Raw genomic sequence first — 19,382 nt, forward strand, 5'->3', positions numbered from 1 at the left:
GCGCATTTTGGACACTTAGCAGAGCACTATATATGGCGGTTATAAAATTTAAACACACCGACTTTTCGCTACCTGTATCATCAACTCTTCTCCTGAATTCTGTGGTATTGCACTCAGTATCTCTGTCTTCTTCGTTCTCTCTGCAAGTAATTCCATTAAAACTTCCCTGGCTTGCTCAATACTTACCCCATGCTCAATAAATTCTCCTATCTTTTCTGGCATCTTCGATAAATTACATAAACGTATTAATTCAAGAACTTCAGTACGATACTTAGTTAAATTATCAGTTTCTTCTTTTACGTTATTTGTAGTTTGTTCATTCATAGTAGTACTCCTGTTTTTATTAATAGATTTAAATTCCGTAAGAATTGTAATTCCATCTGCAAGACCTATTTCTACTGCTTTCTCGCCAAAATATAGACCTGCTTCCGTTGATTTGATTGCTTCTATAGAAAGATTTCGATTCCGTGCTATTAGCTGGACGAACATCTCATATAAACGATCTATTTCCTCTCTCAAACTTTTTAAACCTTCAGAGTTAATAGGCTCATGTGGGTTTAAATCATTCTTTCGACTACCAGCAAAGATTGTGGTGTACTTAATACCTTGCTTTTCATCAAATCTACTTTGATCTATATGACTTGCTATTACTCCAATACTGCCAACACCAGAAGTGCGGGTGAGAAAAATCTTCTCAGCGCTAGAGGCTATAGCATATGCAGCAGAGTACGCATCATCATTTGCTAATGCCACAACTCTCTTTTTTGCTCTTGATTCATAAATAAAATCAGCCAGGTCAAATATACCGTTTACCTCTCCTCCTGGGCTGTCTATTTCCAGTATAATTGTCTCTATGCTACTATCTGCTAATGCTTGTGTAATTTGCTCTTCTATTTGCTCATATGATGTCATTCCCAGAAAGACGTCAAAAGCTCCTGGTTTTTTAGTCAGAATTCCATGAATTGGTATAATTGCAGTTCTTTCTACGTTACTTTTTATAGAGTGCTTTATGTTTTTAAACGTGGGATGTTTTTGATTGTAAAGCGATAGTAGTTCAAAACTTTTTGGTTCAAGCATTAATGGTTTACTTAGAAACATTGTTTCCCCCGACATCAGAATCAAATATTAAATTGAGACTATTGGCGCGTTTATTATCTTCTGCTATTTCTTGATCAATTTCTTCTACATCGTAACCCATTTCTGATACTACTTCCGATCGACTCTTAAATCCATTCCTTACTGCCATTTGCTGTGCTTGCTGATCTTTTAGTGGATCCACCCAATCAAATCCCTGTGGTATCCATTTTACTTCTTTAAATATTTGATTATCTGTTGTAGAAAGCTCTCCAGATAAAGTGGCAAGTTCTAGCCATCTATTCCAAATAGGTCTGCAAAATTGGAACACTATCACGTTATGCTGTAACATTGCGCACCTTCTGCGAAACTCTATCAGCCCTGCTCGAATGGATGAATAATTAACTCCCGTTAAATCTCCTGTTAGCTGCTCATATGTTATCCCTGTACCAATCGCTATTGCCCTGAGTTGCTGTCTCATAAACGCTTCATAACTTCCCCCAACATCTGACGGTTCTGAAAATTTTATGTCTTCTCCTGGGTCTAAAAGCTGCATTGTTCCAGGTTCCAGGCCAGATAGTGCTACTCCTTGCTCATTACTTTCACCTTCTCCCATGATATTTGCCTCAGGATCAAGTCTTGTAATAAACCCTGCAAACATCGCTGCTGTCTTTTTTCTCACTAATTCTGCATCATCATATTGATCAAGTTCATAGAGCTTTAGCAGTATACTCGAAAGCCATGGCTCTCCTCTAATTTGCCCAGGTCTCAGTGGTTTATAGATATGTAAAACATCGTTTGCTGGCACTCTTACTGACTCTCCAAAGGTACTTTCACCAGGGTGTTCTTTAAATAGGTAATATGCTTCTCTTTGTCCAAGTCTATTGAACTCAATCCCATTTCTTATTACATTACCATTGGCTAGTGTTTGATTGCTCTTATTGTCCAAATGCTCTGATTCTAGTACTTGCAGTTGTAATGGTACACATCCCTCTAGCTTTCTCGTTCTTAAACGTACAAAACATTCTCCTCCCTCTATCATACTTCTGCATACTAGAGCTTGTAATCCATAAAAATCACTTATTCCACAGCTATCTGCTTCATCTGTCCATTTTAGCCATAACTCTTGCACTTTCTTTCGAAATTCCGCATCTCTTGCTTTTGATTGTGGTTTTATTCCTATTCCAATAGAGTTGCTTACTATTGTATCAATGATATTGGCTGCATATGGATTTTTTCTTACCATATCCCGAGAGCGGCTACGTAAGTGCCCAAGGCTCTGAGAAAGTAAATTATTTATGCTTCCTGTTTCTCCTTGCCAATACATCACTCTTCTTCCTGAGCCTGACGCATCCCATGCAGAACTTTTGATTTTTGGCTTACTAAATAGTTGTTTTAAGGTCTTTAACATCCTGATAACCAAAAATTCTTTAATTCTTCTATTGTTCCATTAAATTTACTTCTATCACATGGTCCTATTCCTCTTACTGAATGCGGTTTAGGTCCCATTTGACCATTAGTGTATTGCCACAAAACCCACTTATTCCATCCTTTTGGTAGTTTAGACCATCTTATTTTCCACAGTGGACACTTAGTTAAAATTGGTGTAGCAAAATCTTTTAGAAAATAAGCTCCTCCGCAAATCAATGGTAAGCGATTAGTTCTTTCTTGAACTCTAGTCACAAAATCTTCCGCCTGTTTTGGTGTTATGTTTTCTCCATTTTTGTTTTCTTCTATATCTAGAGCAAGTGGAACTTTAGAACTATCGCTTACTGTCTCTAAAAAATGCTCAGCTTGTCTTTTCCGTTTTCTCCTACTCCAAAATGGTATGCGCCATACAGAAGTCCTTCTTCTTCAGCAATTTTTCTTCTCTCTGCGTACTTTAGATCTACAAATTTTAATCCTTGAGTTGCCTTATGTACTACACCCAGTATTCCATCTTCTTTGACTAGCTTAAAATTTACATCTGCATTCCAATGTGATAGGTCTACTACTGCATTCGCATATACTTTATTTGATAAATCAGCTATTTTCTTACATTTACCTTCTTTTTCTAATACACCACTATTGACTATTACATACTTTAATTGTTTCAGAAAATTTTGATATTCTCTCATATAATTCCCTTATTAGTAGCAAAAACAATTTTCCTCTTTCCAGCAATCTTTAGCTCAGCTTTAATTCGTTGTCTTAAGCTTAGTAAATCATTTATATCTACTTCAGCATATCTTACAACATGGTCACCATATGCAATTGATACTACTCTCTCTCCATTTTGCAGTTTCTTTATCGCTTCTTCGACTTGAATTAAATAATCTTCGTTATACATTTATTGCTTGCTGATCCATTTGCTTTTGACTATTTTCTTTGATTTTTTATTTTCCGGTTTTTCACTTAAACTATTCCATTTACTCTCTGGCCATCTGTCTATTCCCAGTGCTATTGATGCTGCTCTTGCGTAAATTCGGCAATCTAGTACTTCATTTCTTTCTCTTACCTTTTGCCACTCTTGTTTGGTGTATCCTTTTACTACCTTGCTGACTAATTGCTCTGCCGTTAGCTGCTTAAAATATTCAGGTGCATACTCAGGAAAATGACAGTATCCAGGTAGAGCTTTTCCCTCTTCTTCTTTTAAAATATTAAGTAATTGAAAAAGCTCTGACTTTAATATCGATACTCCTACTGGCCATAGCTTTATTCCTCTCTTTAGCTTTTGACCACCAACTGTTATATCTACTCTACTTGGGCTGCTAAGTGGCACTAGGGCTTTATTTACACCTTTGACTGCCATTACTCTTCCAGATCCTTGATGACCTCTTACCCAGTTGTATACTTCCTGTGTTGCATAGCCTGCATCAACCGCCATCATACTTATCATATATTCAAGCCCATTTTCACCGATAAAATGATGATTTAAGAGCTCAGAGAGTTTTCCCCATACTTCCCTACCTCCAGTATCACCTTCAAATACTCGGTAGTCTATTGACCAACTTTCACGACTTTTTCCCCATGCTACGACTTCTACTTCTAAACGATCTTTTTGTACATCAACACCTGCTGTGAGTACCACTTCGCCTTTTGGTACTGTGCCAATCTGAAAAAATTCTCTCCTGTTAAATAATTGCTTCCAGTCTGGTACTTCTCCTTTATCTACCCAGGTTTCTCCAAGCGTAGTATTTATCCAAACCTTCAGTAATTGTTCACTTTCTTTTGCATGGAGAAAATCTTCTACTGCTTGTTGCCAACTATACCAGCCAACTGGACTATAAAGACTTGAAAGATGAAATCCTTTTTTCTCACCTTTCATTGGATTAGTAGCTCTCCATTCTCCACGTTCAAGCATCTCTGTCTTTTGATGATTTTCTATCTTTTCACCACATTCTATACATATATAGTGTGCTGTATTTGGATTTTTATCTTCCCACTTTATTTGTGACCATTTTAATATTTGGTAATAATTACAATGCGGACATGGTACAAAAAAATATCTCTTATCTGTTGCTTCAAATTCTTTCTCAATTCTGCTTATTCCATGAACCGTTGGCGTTGACACTAAAAAAATCTTTCGCCGTGCAAATGTATTAGTTCGAGCAATACTGAGCAGTACTGGATCTCCTTCTCCTCCTGAATCTCCTGGATAGGCATCTATCTCATCAAGAAAGAGATACTTTACTGGCATAGATCGGAGGCCTACACTGCTATTTGCTCCAGTTATTACTACTATTCCACCTGGAAATTCCTTACTTTGCACAGTATTCCCTGAATCTCTTGATCTTGGGTCTTTTACTTTACTCTTTAAACATGGCGTACTCTCTATTAACGGCGCAAATCTTCCCTTTGACCAACGCTTTCCCATTTCAACTGTTGGCTGTACTACTAACATTGGACCTGGTATTTGATCGATAATATAGCCAATCCAATTGTTACCAGCTTCTGTTCCTCCAATCTGCGCTCCTTTCATGAATACTACTTTTTCTGCTGGTGAGGACGGAGAAAGTGAATCCATGATTTCTTTTAAATAAGGAGTTCTTTCCGTTCTCCATTTACCTGGTTCTGATGCTGCAGTTGCTGCTAAAACTCGATACTCATTCGCCCACTCTGATACTTTAAGCTCTGGATCTGGTTTTAAACCTTCAGAAAAAGATGTGGCGTATATCATATTGCTAGCTCTTCACCATCACTAGATGATATTTCCACATCACTTAAATTAGGACTTACGCTCTCACTTGTTTTCTCACTTTCGAGTTCAGTAAACATTTTCTTTTCAAACGCTTCTTCTAAGTACTTTTGAGTCAAATTACTCATCATTATTGCAGCTATGAGCGCAACTATTCCCACCATTACTGCAGCTATAATGTTAGGGTAAATTCCTACTATCGCTATTGCGCATATTGTTATAGAAACACAGATGATATTGATATATTTCTTTATTTTTTTGTCTGCTATTTTCCTTTCTTCAAAATATTTATTACTCAATAAATGAAACGTTGGAAAGTTGTCATTTTTTCCAAATAAAACTATATCTTTTTCTTTGCTTAATAACTTTATCAGTTTTACGTTATTTGTTGTTATTGCGTACTGAAAAACATCTGTAGCATCTGCTCTTTTCTTTAGCAGTAATTTTACTATATTAAAATGCCTATTTATTGCAGCAAGATATATCGCTGATTCTCCTTTATTGTTTAAAATATCTACTTCAACTCCCTCTTTCAAAATCGCTTCTAAGAACTCCTCATATCCTTTTTTTGCTGCTAAATGAAGTAAACTGTTTTTATCTTCTCCATATTTACTACTCACTAAAACTTCCACTATATCTTGTTTATTCCCTTCTCTTGCATAACAAAATGGTGTTTTGCCATTATCGTCTTTAATCAAAGGATCTATATCCTCTCGGGTTAGTAATACTTCTACTGTTTTAAGTCTTTCAGCGTAATGTAGTGGTGTTCTATTTTCGTAATCTTGTAAGTTGACCCCAGCATTAGGAGCATTTATTAAGCATCTTACAATATCTAAACATAAGTCTTTTTCGTCATAATTACTACTACTTATAGCTACATGCAAAGAAGATAATTTCATTGCATTTCTACCGCTACCAGCTATGTTAACATTTGCACCAAGATTTGAAAGTAATTTTACTACTTCTAGCTTCTTGTTGTTTACTGCATAATGCATTGCTGCATGATTTCTCACGTCAAGAACATCTTTATCCGCATTTCCTTCTCTAATTAAAATTTCTACTATCCCTTCATGCCCAGCTCCTGCCGCTAAATGTAACGGTGTATGTAGTAAAGCATTCTGCTCATTAACATTAACTCCTTTGTTGAGTAAAAACCTTACAGCATTTGCTTCATTCAACATCGCAGCTAAGTGAAGCAAACTATCTTCCTCTGATCCGTATTTGTGATTGATTAGTGCTTGTAATATTTCTTCTCTTGCACAATCCAGCGCACTTTTACCATTATCATCAGTGATCAGTGGATTAATATTTTTCCTATTTAGTAAGAGAGCAACCATACTAAGCTCATTAATTTCTACTGCATAATGTAGTGGGGTTTTCCCATTTAATCCTCTAACATTTACATCCACTCCTTGTTGATTAATAAGACACTTTATTAATTCTAAACTTAAGTTAGCAGACATTATTTAAAACTTAATATTAGATAATTCTTGTAATGAGTTTGTAATCTCTTCAGTGAGCGCCATATGAATCTTTTCAGTGTCACTCAGTGATGCAAGCAGTGCTGAAACTCTATTTGGAATATTAAGCAAATTATTACGGACAACTCTTGCTACGTTAAATGCATCGCGCTTTACTTCCTCTACTGCTACAAGTTCACCAATCTCAGCCTTAGCTTTCGCCTCAAGAAGTTTACCTCGTTCCATTTCATTTTTTATTCGAGTTTTTAGCAACATTGTGGAAAGGTTACTTGTCTCTGAATTGCTTTTTCTTCTCAGTGGCTGACTTGGATCTCTTATTGCCGCTACTGCTTCATTTGCTTGTTCTCTATTGATCAAACCATCCTCCAACTCAACTATTCCTTTCCTTACTAAATAACAGACATATTGCTTTGATACTCCTATCTCTCTTGCCCATTCCGTTTGTGTGATCTTTTCCACTTTTTTTGCCCCTTTATTGCTGTTTTTCTTCTTGAATTTCTGCAAAAGTTTTGCCAGTACCAGAAAGAATTGCTTCCCGGCCTGTGTACACTTGCCAACGTTTTATGGTTACATCTACAAATTTTGAATCTAGCTCTATTGTTCTGCAAATTCTTCCTGTTCTCTCACATGCAATCAGTGTGCTGCCAGAACCGCTAAATGGATCAAGTACAGTATCCCCAGGTCTGCTGCTATTAACTATTGCTTTCTCCATTAGCTCTACTGGCTTCATTGTTGGGTGCAGTGAGTTATGTGTTGGCTTATCATAAAACCATAGATCACTTTGATTTCTACCTCCATGCCACTCACGTTTATTGCCGCTTTTCCATCCATAGAGCATTGCTTCGTATTGTCTTTGATAATCTGATCTGCCTAGCGTAAAGTGATTCTTTGCCCAAATGATAAATGTTGACCATTTTCCTCCTGCTTCCTCAAATGCTTTTTGCAACGTTGAAAACTCTGATGATGATATGCAGATGTAAATTGCACCTTTCGTATATGCTAAAATATGGGAACAGATGTCATAGAGAAAAAGTTCGTACTTTTCACCTTGATTATCATTTAATATCTTTTTGTCTTGGCTATTACCATAATCAACGTTATATGGAGGATCACAAACAGTAATGTCTGCCATTTTATCATCTAACAGCGCTTTATATGATTCAACTACAGAGCTATCACCACAATAGATTCGATGATCACCTAAAATCCAAAGATCACCTGGTTTTGTTATTTCTACCTTTTTGTCATCAACAACTAAGTCAGAAAGATCTTCTTTTTCACCATCTAAATCATCAAGAAAGTTTTGAACTTTTTCCAATTCAAATCCAGTCATTTTAAGATCAAACTGCAAATCTTCTAACTCTTGAATTTCTACCTTTAAAAGATCATCATCCCACTTTGCCCAATTAGCTGATTGATTGGCAAGTAACCGAAAAGCTTTAGTTTGTGGTTCATTTAAATTATCACTTAAAACCACAGGAATACTTTCTATACCAAGTTTTCTTGCTGCTTTAAGTCTTAAATGACCATCAACCACAGTACCATCGCTTTTTGCAACTATTGGTATACGAAAGCCGAATTCTCGAATAGAAGCGCACATTCTGTTTACTACGTCATCATTTTTGCGTGGATTACGCTCATATTCGACCAGATTTTGAGTAGGATAGTAGTGGATTGCTAAATTCATATAATTTAAATCCTTAATAATTAAAAAGTTAATATTCAAAATATCTCTGACGCTAAAGAAGGCCTGGGGTCGGACCAACCAAACCCGCCATTCTAGCCGAAAGGACCCACTTTTTATGGTATTTTTAATACATTAAAATCTTTACTGAAATTCATAGCGTAGAACATTAATGCTAAAGCATCCGCTTCATTATCATCTCGAGGTGAAAAACTTTTTTCACGTATCGCTTCAATAACTTCACTCTTACTTGCATTGCCTTTGCCTGTTATAAAGCGTTTTATAGTTTTAACATTAACACCTTGGTAGGGAATATTGTTCTCTTCACACCAAGCAGACAGAACTGCGAGAAAACCGCCATAGCAATTCGCTGCATCAGCTCCTAGATGTCTTCTCACCTCCTCAAAATACACTGCAGAAATGTCTTTCAAAGAATTGAGCCAATTACGAAAGTTTAAGAAACACATGCCACCTCCACTGAAACGACTACCATGAAAGCCTTTGCTTCCACTTTCAATTATTCCATCTGTCAGAATTGCCCAGCCCGTTTGCTTGCCAAGGTCCAGTGTTAGGATTGACATTTATATTCAGAATTTGTTTCGCTAGAGTGCTATATAATATATATTCAGGATTTGAAAAATTTTTGTCCAAAAAATCTTCTTCTTAAGCAAACTTTTTAGAAAAAACTTGGTTAAAAATCAGTAAACAGCCCTTGCATAATTATTGGTCAAGACTTTCAGATTTCTATCTTAACTATTTAAATAGTCTATTATGTTATCATGGTGTGGTTAGTTTCTTATGAACATTTATCCAAATCGTAAATTTTGGGAAGATGATTTAGAAGTCCCTGTTAACCATTTGCTTGATCGTTTTCACAATACAAAAATACGTCAGTCTTGGATAGATTCACTTTCTGGTAAGCAATTAAATATTATTTTTCAAAACTCCTTTAAAGATAAATTAAATGCTCAACTCTTTGATGATGAAAGTTACGATAATACATCTGTACAATACAAACGTAAAGTGATTGCTAATTATTCCGATTCTCTCGTTACTTACTACTTGATTACCTGTTTTGACCGTGCAAAACTAGAAGTTACTGTCAGTGAAATTGCAAGATCTGCATTAACTACGGAACTCATGAAATCCTACCTTGTAAAAAATAATAATAAATATGATAAGAAGTCTTTGCTGTTTCTACTGTTTCATGCAGATTACAATCTTTTAAAGTCTGTCTATCACTTTGAAAAAATACAAAGAAAGAGTTTCATGTCTTTTGCCTTACAAAAAATACCAAGACGACCAAGTACTCCATTTAAAGACTTTATCTCAGAGGAAATCATACAACAAATACTGAAAGAAGATAACATTAAGAGAAATGACAGTTTCGAGAATCAACTACAAGGTTTCTTCTATCATCAGAATCGTTTATATGTGTTAATACGCAAAGCTAGCGATATAGATTTGTTGTTAAATTCAAACAAAGTTATTCATGGCCATAAGGCAGAGTGGATGATTTTGGATTTTCTACTAAATGGCACTCAGGTAGATCTTGGTGCTAGAAATATTGATCAAGCTATAGAAATAGCAAATAGCATTGCAAGTTGTTACTTTGGCTGCGAATGTATTTTTGTAGATGTGCAGGATAAAAATTTCGCGGAACAGGTGCATAAATTTATAGAAACTTGTATTAATGAATCTGATTCAAATATTCGTGTTTTTGAGTTAAAGTTTCAGTCAAATCGTTTCAATTACAGCTATACTAATATCACTTTGACTGTCGCTCCATATGATCCTATTGCACCGGAATTGCATGTTTTAAAGCCATTTGTAGGAAACATAGTGCCACTTATAGAGTCGATTAAAGTAATATTTCAAGGCAAAAAGATAGGCTTATTTTTCAAGCGAAGTGATGAGTATATAGCAATTTACTACTCTGAACATCCTCTGAATAAAAGGGAAAGAGAGGATTTTAAAGCATACATAAAACAATTTTATGGTCTTACAATCTTGCCAAGAGCAAATCTCTGATCTTCTTAATTCTAGCAGCTCTTGGGTTAATCCAAATCAAAATTACATCAAAGCAGCAAGGTATTTGTCAGATCTTGAATTAATTCAGATGCAAGAGAGGTCTTACATTATCTGCTCTCGTAGACAAGATAAATTAGATTGGCCAAATATAGTTGATCCATACTGTAACAATGAGATTTTCATTGATGAGGACTTTAACGAAGCATGCGATAATATAATTTGTGAAAATTGTAACCGTGATATTTTACCTAATACCTACAAGAAGCAAAGATTTCACCGCTTATCTGTATATTTTAACCCAGAGAAATTTATGAATTGGTTTGAAGGTCAGCTAAGTGATACAAATTTTATGTGGCAAAAAGTGGAAAGTGGAGTTTATCATGTTGGTGGACAAGGTAAGATTGTAAGTTTAATCATACTTGATTTTTGCACCAATCCAACATTCTTAACGATAGATAAGCTTAAAGCTAATCCAACTGTATTAATAATACTGAGAAAAAATCCATCAAACATACCTCTTGATTTGCCCATAGTAAAAATGGTTGACCTTTTCTTTCAGCATAAGACTTTAATTGAAGTATTCCAAGAAGCAGCACAAAGAGGAGTACTAGAGTTCATACCAAATACTTCAATGCAAATCTTACATACTGCACTTAATCTAATTGAACCTTCTAAAGAGAAAGAATTACTAAAGTTGCAATTGATAGAGGGCTCACTTTACGTAAACAATATAGAGATTCTAAATAAGAAAGCTGTAACATGTATGAAAGTTTTTCGCATATTATTTGAACAATTTTTGAATGATTGTAAAAAAGAATTACCCCCTGAAAAACACATGTTGCTTAGCATAACTGAAATAGAAAAGCGCCTAAATCTTGATCCAGAAGCAGACCCAGAACATTACATTAGAAAACCAATAAACACAATCCAAAGAACAATAAAAACCACTTTAGCTAAAAAGTTAGGATTAAACATCGAACGTAATGATGTGATTCAAACAGTTGGTTGGCCTGGATCATCACGTAAAGATTATGGCTACCGTATTAACCCTTTTACTGTGGTAGTTCGTTAACTGTGTTGACGAGAAGTAAAAGTAGTATATTTTACCCTAAAGTCACATCTAGCTTTAAAATACAGTTTTTGTCTTATTTAAAGAAATTTGAAAATATAAATTCTCAATTACGCAACTCACCAAAAACCTATCTCGTTTCTTTTGCTTTCTTCAATCTTTTCTACTCTGTTCGTTTGCCGACTTTTGTGTTTGAAGCACATCTACACTCAATGCCCTTCTATAATATATATACCGGATTTCTTGCTACTTTTTCCGGGATTTTCTGAAAAAAAGTTAAAATAATTTGAATGTAGCTCAGAAATTAAAGAGCTTTAAGAATCCGCTAAACGGAACTCCTAGACATCTTACTATTTGAGTTGTTTCCATTTTGGAAATAACTGTTTATTGGAGCTGAGAAGAGGTCAAATGGATTTTTGATAAAACATATATCCCCCTCTATCTAGCTCATTAATAAGTTATAATAGCCCTCTAAAGACGTTTTAAAGAATTTGGTTGCAGTAAAGACAATTAATTGGTTAAATTCCTTAAACTTCATTAATGGTTTGTTTGTAAGTTATAGGAGATAGATAATGGATGAGAATAAGATTGTATTTTATACTACCCCAGGTGGAAATATAGAAATTGAAGTTTTATGCAGAGATGAAAATCTTTGGCTTACGCAAAAAAGGATGGCTGAATTATTTGATGTGCAACTGCCGGCTATTAGTAAGCATATAAAGAACATATTTGAATCTGGTGAATTACAAGAAAAAGAAGTTGTTTCCACTTTTGAGGTAACTGCTGCAGATGGTAAAAATTACCCGACGCAATTTTATAATGTAGATACAATCATAGCTGTTGGTTATCGAGTTAATTCTAAAAAGGCTACATCTTTCAGAGTATGGGCTACAAAAGTTTTGAGGGATTTTATCATCAAAGGATTTGTATTGAATAGTGAACGGCTAAAAAACGGCCCAAAGTTTGGCAAAGATTACTTCAATGAATTACTTGAAAAAATCAGGGAAATACGAGCATCCGAACGTAGATTTTACCAGAAGATTACAGATATTTATGCTGAATGCTCTGCAGATTATGATCCACATTCGGATATAACAAGACAATTTTACGCAAAAGTACAAAATAAATTATATTGGGCAATTTATGGTTTAACTGCAGCAGAGTTGATATGTTCTCGAGTTGATCACGAAAAGCCACATATGGGGCTAACTACATGGAAAGATGGTTCTGGCAACAAAATTCATAAGAGTGATGTGAGTACTGCAAAAAACTATTTGACTGAAAAAGAGTTGAGTGAACTAAATCATATTGTTTCGATGTATCTAGATTATGCGGAACTTCAAGCAAGAAAGCATCGGCTAATGAAAATGCAGAATTGGGTTGAAAAGTTGGATGCATTTCTATTGTTCAATGATTATGAAGTGCTTAAAGATGCTGGTAAAGTTAGTGCTGAAGTTGCAAAAGCTCTAGCTGAAGGAGAATACGAAAAGTATAGAGTTATACAAGATAAATTACATGAATCTGACTTTGATGAATTAATTAAAGCAAGTAAAGAAAGTGAGAAAATAACTACAACAAAAACCAGCTTGTAGTTGAGCTATCTATGTTTGACATCTTGCTTTTATTTTAATTTCAAGGGGGGTGAAAAATTGTCCCCACCCTTTAGAAAGCCCTATCTGCCAATAAATAGTGAAAACATAAATCTTTGTCTCCATTATACGCGATAAAATTGGAGACGTAAATAAATAAATTTAGATCTTTGTCTCCATTTTGAACTATTAAGCGGGTTAAGAGTTCTGTAGCTTCTGTTTCTTCTTCTATGGCAGTAACTTTTTTCCTTGAGCTTCATCTACAATTTGCTGATTTCATTACTGAGAGTTTTGCAATCAATTGCTCAGAGGTTTGCAATAAAAGTTGTTGTATTCTCATATAGTCTCCATTAAACCCTTATACTCACCACAAGTCGTTCAATCTTTTTTGAAGAATTTTCTTTGCAAAGTGTAAAAAATGTGTTAAACTTACTAGTAAGTTTATTTTGCAATAGTTGGGTTACTAAAGATGCCTTTTATTCGAGTTTTTAGGGGAGCTACACGCGTTAATTAAAAAAAGACGAACTTTTATATCTAAATTACAAATAGTGTTGTAAGGACCTCCTAAAGCGTTTTAAAAGGTAGGAGTATTTTGTTACCCTCTCTATGATAGAAGTGACATAAGTTGGCTGTTGCAAAAATAACGTTTCAAAAAGTCTACTAACCATTTGTTCTTTAAGTTTGAAAAATTTTCTTTGCAACCAACAAAAAAACATGATAGACTAGTTTTAGGGTTTCTTGTAGTAAATAAAAGTTTGGGGTAAAAAATAATTTAGAAGTGCCTCGTAATCGAGTTTTAAGCTACCCTACATGAGTAACTTAGGTCTTGGTGGTAAATTGTAGCCTTGGGTCATAGAGTCTTTTTAAAACGCTATTATAAATTGTTTTGTCTTTCACTTTTAGGTCCTTCATCTTTTTTTTCAAGTTGTTCAAAATGCAATAGTAGGTTTTTCGTATTTTTGTCTCTGTGTTGTATTTCTATTAGTGACTACTTTTCCAAACTTCTTTCTTTTTGCTCAAAAGTTATTATGAACCATTACTATAGTTATTGTATTTTATATTAGTTTATTATTATATCATTTATTATTATTTATATATATATAATATATAAGATTCTCGGAAAGTGGAAATCAGCTACTGTAGAGGGTTTGAGTGTTACCAAATTAGCTAAATTTTTTGGAAATGGAAACGTAATATTTCTTATATTAGATGGCTAAAAATCAACGAATTTCAATAGTTTAAGTGTGAATATACTCTAATTTCCAAATCTTGATAAATTTTCCGGAAATCATGGAAATTTGGTCGTGTGGAATTCATTTTTTGTTCTTAAAACCTTACTTTCAGAGAGACAAAATGAACCCACAAAACTTTCATAAGTGAGCTTTAAGTATTTTTTAGAAGTTACCTATTTCAAACCTTCCTGCACCTAGCTTAAACTTACCTTCTCCTCTGGCAAAAGAACCAGTTTTGATATCAAGCCATTTATCCTCTTTTGAGTTTGTAGCCATACCTTTTACTATTTTTCTTTCGTTTAATAGTTCCTGTGCTAAACGTTCAAGTCTATGCCTACTAACACTATGAAATGCAGCTGGTAATCTATGCCGTTGTTGAAACACTCCTGGTCCACCTGTATGAGTAAACGGATGACCTTCTTCTGCTGACACTGCAATAGCTTGCATCAGTATCTTTTTTAAGTATTCATCAGATAATTTTCCAAGCTTAAATTCCTCAGATATATCCTCAAGCAAGCCAGTTGAGGAGCGTAAGTAAGTTCTTATATTCCTATCTGTTGCACCATTAGACTTAACTATAGCTCCTTGGTATACTGCATTATTAACTTTACTAACCTTTAATGTATTAAACACAGTATTCTGATGCTCTTTTGAAGCAGGCCATAATGCAAAAGAACACCTAACTCCATCAACAAGTGCAGTTGTACCTCTTATCGCATCTCTTGCCTGTTCCACAGTCGTAATCGGTTCACTGCACTTGGGTTTTCTCATATGATGTGCTACAATTACAGCTGCTCCTGTTTCATTTGCTAAGTTTGCAAGTAACCCCATTGCGTAATATCCCATTTCTGGGTCTGAGTTTATATTAGCATGGACAAATGATACTAGTGGATCAAATACTATTAGTTTTAGATCTTTTACTTTATCTAATTGTCTACAGATGTCTTCAAATTTATCTGAAGTTTCAGGACATTTACCACGCATGTTGCTTTTCACTATAGAAAAGGGCTCTCCCGTATTTGGAATAGGTATAATAAATAATCGATTTTGATATTCTGCTCTCTTGCTACCAGGATCAAGACGATCAAGACGACGGTGTATCTCACCTGCATCATCTTCTGCTGAAAAAATCACTACTGATCCATGCTCTGTAACAAGGGAACCAAAACCACATATCTGATCTGCATCACTTGCAACCTTAAGTGCCAAGTCAAGGAGTAGCATACCTTTACCTGTATCTCCCATAGCAGCTACTATTGAGGTAACACCTAAAGGAAATAAACCTTCAACAAGAAACCTTTGTATTGGTACTGAACCTAAATAACGACTCACACTCCAGTCTAAAATGTTAAGCGGCTGTTTTGTAGATCTTTCTAAACTTTTCATATTTGAAGTATTTGGAATGTCAGTAGATGGGGTATCAATAGTAAGTAAAGGAGTTGAAGCTAAAAATTCTTCAATGCTTATACCCTCCTTTACACAATCAGCAGCATCCCAACCTTTCGGCCTATCTTGTGGTATCTTAAGCTTAACAAGTGATGCAACTCCGATCTCTAAAAGCTTTTTTGCAGCATTTTCAGCATATCGTTTACCTGGTTCATCATTATCTGGCCATATAATAATGTGTTTACCTTTAAGTGGAGTCCAATCTGTCTTCTCAATAGGTGCATTTGCTCCAGACATTGCTGTTGTTGCAGTTATTCCTTTCTCTATCAGCGCTTCTGCACATTTTTCCCCTTCAACAAAAATAACTTTATCGGATTTCAAAATACCTGGAATATTATAGAGTGGCCTTATCTTCGGTGCACCAAAGTCAGATTTTTTTATATCAAAAGGAAGATATCGCTTTCCATTATTATCATCATAACGATAGACCCTAACAATAGCTTGGCCGTTTTCATCGTAATAATCCCAATATGCAGTTGGATTACCTGCAGTTTTGTCAGTTTTGATCTTTTTAAAATGACCAAGCCATTCAGCTATAGAGTCCATTACTTCAGTAAACTCTGTTCTAGTACTTTTTCTATGCACTTCTGCCCAAAGGTCGATAATGTCACCACCTTCTCCTGTTGCAAAATCATGCCATAGGCCAGCTTCACTGCCACTTAATTCTACTACTAGACTCTTTCCTTTATCACCTTGTACATTGCCTACATAAAACTTATCACCACGAAAAATTCCTCTTGGTAATAGGTATGAAAGACAAGACCTGATATTTAGTAGAAGTTGATCTTTTAACTGTTCTTTCTCCTCTAATGGCTTATAATTTCCATTCTTTAGTGGAGCTGCTGTATTAAAATCACAATATGTATCCATACAATCTCCAATATGTTTATAATTTAATTAATTTGAAGTTTGACTAAGCTCAGCGTCCGTTTTATGAATTTTGTTGGTATGGATTTGCCGTTTTTAAATTTGCAACTACTTTCATAACTTTGATTCGCCTTTTACTTTCTGGTATTTCTTTCTCATAAAATTTAATATAACCAGCAGCAGCTAAAGTGTTAATATGTTTGCGAATAGAATGACAACCCTTAAGGCCAAATTTATATTCAAAAAGGTAACTAAACGAGTTCTTAGCATAAGGAACTCCTCCATGTGACTTCTTATCAATTAACTGCAAAATAGTATCATACTCTCTTCTCCAACGCTGTTTAGTGGTCTTATTTAGTAAATCTTTAGCAAGATTTATATCATTTATAACTGAAGTCAAAAGTTTAGCTACATCTCGCTTAGAAAGATCATCTGCTGTTTCATGATTGTCAGACAATAAATAAGATAGACATTCTTTAAGATTATTAATTAATAGTGTTTTTTGAAATTTATTCATAAGAGTCCTCTAATATAAAAAATAATTCTTTTGCTTGCTAGAAGGGTATCCAGTCCCCTTTCTGAGGATCAGACTGCCGTTCTGGAGTAACAACTGTAGCAATTCTGTTCCTGTTCCCGTATCTACTGTCGGCTTCAATACCAACTTTTGCAGTAAACTCTAACCCGTTAAAATCAGCTATAGAGTTGATTTTTCTAGCAGTAACTGCTTTCTCTGAAGTGTCATGTGCATGAATATTTCGTGCTGACTCCAAAATGCTTCTAAGCATAGAACGTCCAGATTCTCCCCAGATGTCTTCTTCACCTTCTGCTTTGCCACTTTTGACACCTATAATCTGAAAAATCTTGCGTTTTGCATATGGACCTTCAGTGATAGTAAATTCAGCGTTTAAATAGATGCTGCCAGTAGTGTAGCTTTTCGTGAACCAATTCTCATAACCTCCAGGCTTTATTGCCATTTTTACCTTAACTATTGTACCTTTGGGTATCAAACTACTCTGTATTTTTGCAGTATTAAAATCAGTTAAAAAATCTGATAACATATTGTCTCCTATAAATTAAGTAAAAATCAGTTACTCCATTGGTCTGCAAGCTTCCAACGACCATCTATCTTATCAACAAGCTTATTTGCTACACGTTCACCATTACGAAGCTCAAATACTATTTGACGGACAGTGCTTTCCTCATCATGAGCAAACATCACCATACCAGTACTATAAAATCCCCTCAAAGAACCAGCACCGCTTAAGCCTTGAAATGGATCTTCTTCTAGCATTTTTTTAGAGAGTTTTTTTGTATGGTGAGTGAGTATTATGCCTGAATCTGGATTGATAACATTTCTCAGTCTTTCAAGTGTTTTTTGCAAGAAAAATAGCATAGCGCTATTATCATTTTCATTGCCATATTCACTACTAAAGATGTTACGAAGAGGATCAATAGCTAAAACTTCAGGTTTAAAGCCTTTTTCGTTTAAAGAATTTTTTATTTCACTTATTTCTTCACTGTTAAATGATAGTTGAACTTTTGGTGTAATGATTAAGTTTTCAGCAGCTACATTTAAAAGTTCTTGATCAAGTTGTTGCAAACGTTCTTTCATATATTCATATTCAATTTCAGTTTGCATGTATAAGATCTTCAAAGGTCTACTTGGCGTCATACCAAGAAAAGAAATACCTCCAGCCATGTGGACAAGCCAAGAGATCAAAAAGTCACTTTTGCCGATTTTAGGTGGGCCACCCAGTACCAATAGACCTCTTTTTGTTAAAATTCTTGGTGAGATTATATCCTCTGGTATTGGCGTTTGATCACTTAAATACTCCTTTACGCTGTAAAAAGGGATTTTTTGACCGATATTGAAAAAGCTTTGTTCCATATTACTCCTTTTAAAATTAGGCAACAGAAGCCAAGGTTTTGGCTTTAATTTTCGCAAGTAATTTACCCAGATGCGGCTCTTCAACCATGTTAAGGCAACCACTGCGATCTTTAGCTGGATATCCCCAAGAGTTAATAGTTTGACAGACAAATAAACGTTTCTCTGTACCATCATCTTTCTTGATTCCAACCATACTAATTACTTCATCAACAATACCTGGAATTTCACTAGCAGTTTTAGCCCCTTCACATTGAGGTAGCCATGTTGAACGATTACAGTCATCGAGATATTGACCTAGTGTGCCAACTATGATGATGTCTTTATCTCCGATGTGTTGAAATTGATTGAGCCATGCCATCATCTCTTGCGCAAGTATTCCGTAAGCAGCTCTCATGTCTTGCTTTCCACTTCTCTCAGAAAAAGCTTCCGGTTGCATTTTTGCCCATAAGAGACAAAGACGTGATGCTACAGTGATGCTATCAATAAAAATACATCGATATTTAGAAAACTCTTCATTGTATTTACTTGATACGTGCTCATAGTGTCTTTGGCTATACGCTTGATCAGATTTTAGTGCAGGGTTCGGACCACCAATTAGGCAGGCAATATCCCGAGCTTGATTCCAAGTACGAACACTAATTGAATCTCCCTGCCAATCTTGAACAGCAAGCAGACCTGCTTCAAAGTCAAGACATAGTGTTGGTTCACTTATAGTCTTTAAGAGGCTGGTTTTACCAATACCGTAAGGACCAAAAATTACTACTTTTATTCCTGTAGTTGTTTTCAATCTTTCATTATTGTTTAAAATTTTAAAAGTCATTTATTCACCTCAATGGTATATGTT

The 19,382-nt window shown here is 35.1% G+C and carries 16 protein-coding genes and 1 pseudogene; 3 read left to right on the plus strand and 14 right to left on the minus strand.

Annotation, left to right across the window (positions count from 1 at the left end):
* Positions 1-48 precede the first annotated feature (48 nt).
* The 9 genes and pseudogenes from OPR43_RS01885 to OPR43_RS01925 all read right to left on the minus strand — a co-directional run bounded on the left by OPR43_RS01885 (position 49) and on the right by OPR43_RS01925 (position 8,997).
* Positions 49-1,098: a S49 family peptidase gene (locus OPR43_RS01885; protein ID WP_265035200.1), complete on the minus strand. Its 1,050-nt coding sequence runs from the start codon at positions 1,096-1,098 to the stop codon at positions 49-51.
* Positions 1,085-2,485, minus strand: a complete 1,401-nt coding sequence (locus OPR43_RS01890) for a phage portal protein (RefSeq protein ID WP_265035202.1) — start codon at positions 2,483-2,485, stop codon at positions 1,085-1,087. The genes OPR43_RS01885 and OPR43_RS01890 overlap by 14 nt, the downstream gene beginning before the upstream one ends.
* Positions 2,479-3,191, minus strand: a pseudogene (locus tag OPR43_RS01895) (glycoside hydrolase family 25 protein). The gene OPR43_RS01890 and the pseudogene OPR43_RS01895 overlap by 7 nt, the downstream one beginning before the upstream one ends.
* Positions 3,188-3,403: a gpW family protein gene (locus OPR43_RS01900; RefSeq protein WP_265035204.1), complete on the minus strand. Its 216-nt coding sequence runs from the start codon at positions 3,401-3,403 to the stop codon at positions 3,188-3,190. Before OPR43_RS01900 ends, OPR43_RS01895 begins: the two are co-directional and overlap by 4 nt.
* Positions 3,404-5,233, minus strand: coding sequence for a phage terminase large subunit family protein (locus OPR43_RS01905; RefSeq protein ID WP_265035205.1), 1,830 nt, complete (start codon positions 5,231-5,233; stop codon positions 3,404-3,406). It abuts the gene before it with no gap.
* The gene (locus OPR43_RS01910) at positions 5,230-6,714 is read right to left on the minus strand and encodes an ankyrin repeat domain-containing protein (RefSeq protein ID WP_265035207.1); all 1,485 of its coding nucleotides are present in this window, start codon (positions 6,712-6,714) and stop codon (positions 5,230-5,232) included. Before OPR43_RS01910 ends, OPR43_RS01905 begins: the two co-directional genes overlap by 4 nt.
* 3 nt (positions 6,715-6,717) lie before the next feature.
* Positions 6,718-7,191, minus strand: coding sequence for a hypothetical protein (locus OPR43_RS01915; protein WP_265035209.1), 474 nt, complete (start codon positions 7,189-7,191; stop codon positions 6,718-6,720).
* Positions 7,192-7,204: 13 nt separating this feature from the next.
* On the minus strand, positions 7,205-8,419 hold the full coding sequence (locus OPR43_RS01920) for a DNA modification methylase (protein WP_265035211.1): 1,215 nt from the start codon (positions 8,417-8,419) through the stop codon (positions 7,205-7,207).
* Between the two features lie 113 nt (positions 8,420-8,532).
* On the minus strand, positions 8,533-8,997 hold the full coding sequence (locus OPR43_RS01925; RefSeq protein WP_265035213.1) for a crossover junction endodeoxyribonuclease RuvC: 465 nt from the start codon (positions 8,995-8,997) through the stop codon (positions 8,533-8,535).
* Between the two features lie 217 nt (positions 8,998-9,214).
* Here OPR43_RS01925 and OPR43_RS01930 point away from each other — a divergent pair, with 217 nt between their 5' ends.
* The 3 genes from OPR43_RS01930 (at position 9,215) to OPR43_RS01940 (ending at position 13,108) form a co-directional block, all read left to right on the plus strand.
* Positions 9,215-10,447, plus strand: a complete 1,233-nt coding sequence (locus tag OPR43_RS01930; RefSeq protein WP_264376971.1) for a hypothetical protein — start codon at positions 9,215-9,217, stop codon at positions 10,445-10,447.
* A gap of 64 nt (positions 10,448-10,511) precedes the next feature.
* Positions 10,512-11,519: a hypothetical protein gene (locus OPR43_RS01935; protein WP_265035215.1), complete on the plus strand. Its 1,008-nt coding sequence runs from the start codon at positions 10,512-10,514 to the stop codon at positions 11,517-11,519.
* Positions 11,520-12,088: 569 nt separating this feature from the next.
* Entirely contained in the window at positions 12,089-13,108 is a 1,020-nt protein-coding gene (locus OPR43_RS01940; protein ID WP_265035217.1) for a virulence RhuM family protein, read from the plus strand.
* Between the two features lie 1,391 nt (positions 13,109-14,499).
* On the opposite strand, the gene OPR43_RS01945 is transcribed toward OPR43_RS01940, so the two are convergent.
* From OPR43_RS01945 to OPR43_RS01965, 5 genes are all read right to left on the minus strand, one after another.
* Positions 14,500-16,653, minus strand: coding sequence for an AAA family ATPase (locus OPR43_RS01945; protein WP_265035218.1), 2,154 nt, complete (start codon positions 16,651-16,653; stop codon positions 14,500-14,502).
* A gap of 61 nt (positions 16,654-16,714) precedes the next feature.
* Positions 16,715-17,167 (minus strand): hypothetical protein, encoded by a 453-nt coding sequence (locus OPR43_RS01950; protein ID WP_265027978.1) that lies wholly within the window; start codon positions 17,165-17,167, stop codon positions 16,715-16,717.
* Between the two features lie 37 nt (positions 17,168-17,204).
* Entirely contained in the window at positions 17,205-17,708 is a 504-nt protein-coding gene (locus OPR43_RS01955) for a hypothetical protein (protein WP_265027977.1), read from the minus strand.
* A 26-nt stretch (positions 17,709-17,734) separates the two neighbouring features.
* Entirely contained in the window at positions 17,735-18,538 is an 804-nt protein-coding gene (locus OPR43_RS01960; protein WP_265035219.1) for an AAA family ATPase, read from the minus strand.
* Positions 18,539-18,554: 16 nt separating this feature from the next.
* Entirely contained in the window at positions 18,555-19,358 is an 804-nt protein-coding gene (locus OPR43_RS01965; RefSeq protein WP_265035221.1) for an ATP-binding protein, read from the minus strand.
* Positions 19,359-19,382: the final 24 nt, after the last annotated feature.

It is taken from the genome of Wolbachia endosymbiont (group A) of Apoderus coryli (assembly GCF_947251615.1).
GTDB lineage: Bacteria > Pseudomonadota > Alphaproteobacteria > Rickettsiales > Anaplasmataceae > Wolbachia.

Bases quoted from the DNA above. Each gene is read 5' to 3' on its own strand.
- OPR43_RS01945 (WP_265035218.1), bottom strand. From the start codon at position 16,653: ATGGATACATATTGTGATTTTAATACAGCAGCTCCACTAAAGAATGGA.
- OPR43_RS01905 (WP_265035205.1), bottom strand. From the start codon at position 5,233: ATGATATACGCCACATCTTTTTCTGAAGGTTTAAAACCAGATCCAGAG.
- OPR43_RS01920 (WP_265035211.1), bottom strand. From the start codon at position 8,419: ATGAATTTAGCAATCCACTACTATCCTACTCAAAATCTGGTCGAATAT.
- OPR43_RS01930 (WP_264376971.1), top strand. From the start codon at position 9,215: ATGAACATTTATCCAAATCGTAAATTTTGGGAAGATGATTTAGAAGTC.
- OPR43_RS01965 (WP_265035221.1), bottom strand. From the start codon at position 19,358: ATGACTTTTAAAATTTTAAACAATAATGAAAGATTGAAAACAACTACA.
- OPR43_RS01910 (WP_265035207.1), bottom strand. From the start codon at position 6,714: ATGTCTGCTAACTTAAGTTTAGAATTAATAAAGTGTCTTATTAATCAA.
- OPR43_RS01955 (WP_265027977.1), bottom strand. From the start codon at position 17,708: ATGTTATCAGATTTTTTAACTGATTTTAATACTGCAAAAATACAGAGT.
- OPR43_RS01885 (WP_265035200.1), bottom strand. From the start codon at position 1,098: ATGTTTCTAAGTAAACCATTAATGCTTGAACCAAAAAGTTTTGAACTA.
- OPR43_RS01940 (WP_265035217.1), top strand. From the start codon at position 12,089: ATGGATGAGAATAAGATTGTATTTTATACTACCCCAGGTGGAAATATA.
- OPR43_RS01890 (WP_265035202.1), bottom strand. From the start codon at position 2,485: ATGTTAAAGACCTTAAAACAACTATTTAGTAAGCCAAAAATCAAAAGT.
- OPR43_RS01960 (WP_265035219.1), bottom strand. From the start codon at position 18,538: ATGGAACAAAGCTTTTTCAATATCGGTCAAAAAATCCCTTTTTACAGC.
- OPR43_RS01900 (WP_265035204.1), bottom strand. From the start codon at position 3,403: ATGTATAACGAAGATTATTTAATTCAAGTCGAAGAAGCGATAAAGAAA.
- OPR43_RS01950 (WP_265027978.1), bottom strand. From the start codon at position 17,167: ATGAATAAATTTCAAAAAACACTATTAATTAATAATCTTAAAGAATGT.
- OPR43_RS01925 (WP_265035213.1), bottom strand. From the start codon at position 8,997: ATGTCAATCCTAACACTGGACCTTGGCAAGCAAACGGGCTGGGCAATT.